A 1116-nucleotide genomic window follows, 5' to 3' on the forward strand; every position below is an offset into this window, starting at 1 on the left:
TACGTAAAAATCAATTTCAAACTCGCTATGACTAGACTCATTGCCAAAAGTATTTTCAAGGCTTTTGAATTGAATTTCTGACTGCCAAAATAAGAGCCAGCTAAACCACCGATAATCGTAGCCAAAACCGCCCATTTCATGTTTTCAGGTAGGTTTATTCCTCCCTTTTGAAGCACTCCATATAAGCCCGCAAGTGAATTTACAAAAATGAAAAGTGCCGAAACGGCCGCCGTTTCTTTCAAATTCGCCCATCGCATCAGTAGCATCAAAGGACTAAGAATTATACCTCCGCCAATGCCTATCATTCCCGAAAGTAAGCCAATCAAACCACCCGAAAGAACACCCGCCCATATCGGAATTGGTCTATTTTTTTCATCGGTATCAAATTGATAGATTAATCGAACGATTGAAAATAAGATACATACGGCAAGAATTTTCTTATAAATCGAATCGGAAAGGGTCATTGTTCCTCCCACAAATGCCATCGGAATACTGGCCAAAGCAAATGGCAAGAAAAGTTTTAAGCGAAAATGCCCTGCCCGGTAAAAGCCAATAAACGAAAATAAAGAAACGGCCAGATTCATGACCAATGCCGATGACTTCATCATTGCGGGAGCTACGCCCATAATTGCCATCACGGCCAAATACCCACTTGCACCACCATGCCCCACCGAAGAATATAAAAACGCAACTAAGCTCAATAATAATAGAAGTAATAATAGTGATGTCATAGGATATTTTTAGGGTTATTTGGTCTGTGTTTTATTCTTCAAGAGTTCAATTTTATTAGTTAAGAAATAGGATAACCACAATCGACATCCTTTATCAAAGCTAGATAAGTACCCACAAGACTTTTACTACTATGGACTTGTCGACTATCAACCGTGGAGCACTCATACAAATGATTCTCTAAAAACTTATCATTTTTTTTCGTTCTCCATTTCCTCGTTATATATTTGCAAATATAACGAACTGTTTTCGTAAAATCCTCAAAAATATCAAGGAATGTCTGCAAAATTACTTTGCTATACTCAGCGTTATATTTTTTTATATATAACGTTTTTAAAAATAGTTTTTCCACAAATAAGCCAAGCTCAGGAAGCTGATACGTTAAAA

Annotated in this window: 2 protein-coding genes; both read right to left on the reverse strand. The window is 37.1% G+C overall.

Translation table 11 applies throughout. The annotated features are described in order from the left end of the window. Positions 1-731 (reverse strand): sulfite exporter TauE/SafE family protein (locus ACOVO2_RS17015; protein WP_421771131.1); only part of this gene is annotated, 731 nt, incomplete at its 3' end. 59 nt (positions 732-790) lie between these two features. Further along, a partial coding sequence (locus tag ACOVO2_RS17020) for a hypothetical protein (RefSeq protein WP_421771132.1) occupies positions 791-1116 on the reverse strand: 326 nt, incomplete at its 5' end.

It is taken from the genome of Emticicia sp. (assembly GCF_049241225.1).
Lineage (GTDB): Bacteria > Bacteroidota > Bacteroidia > Cytophagales > Spirosomataceae > Emticicia.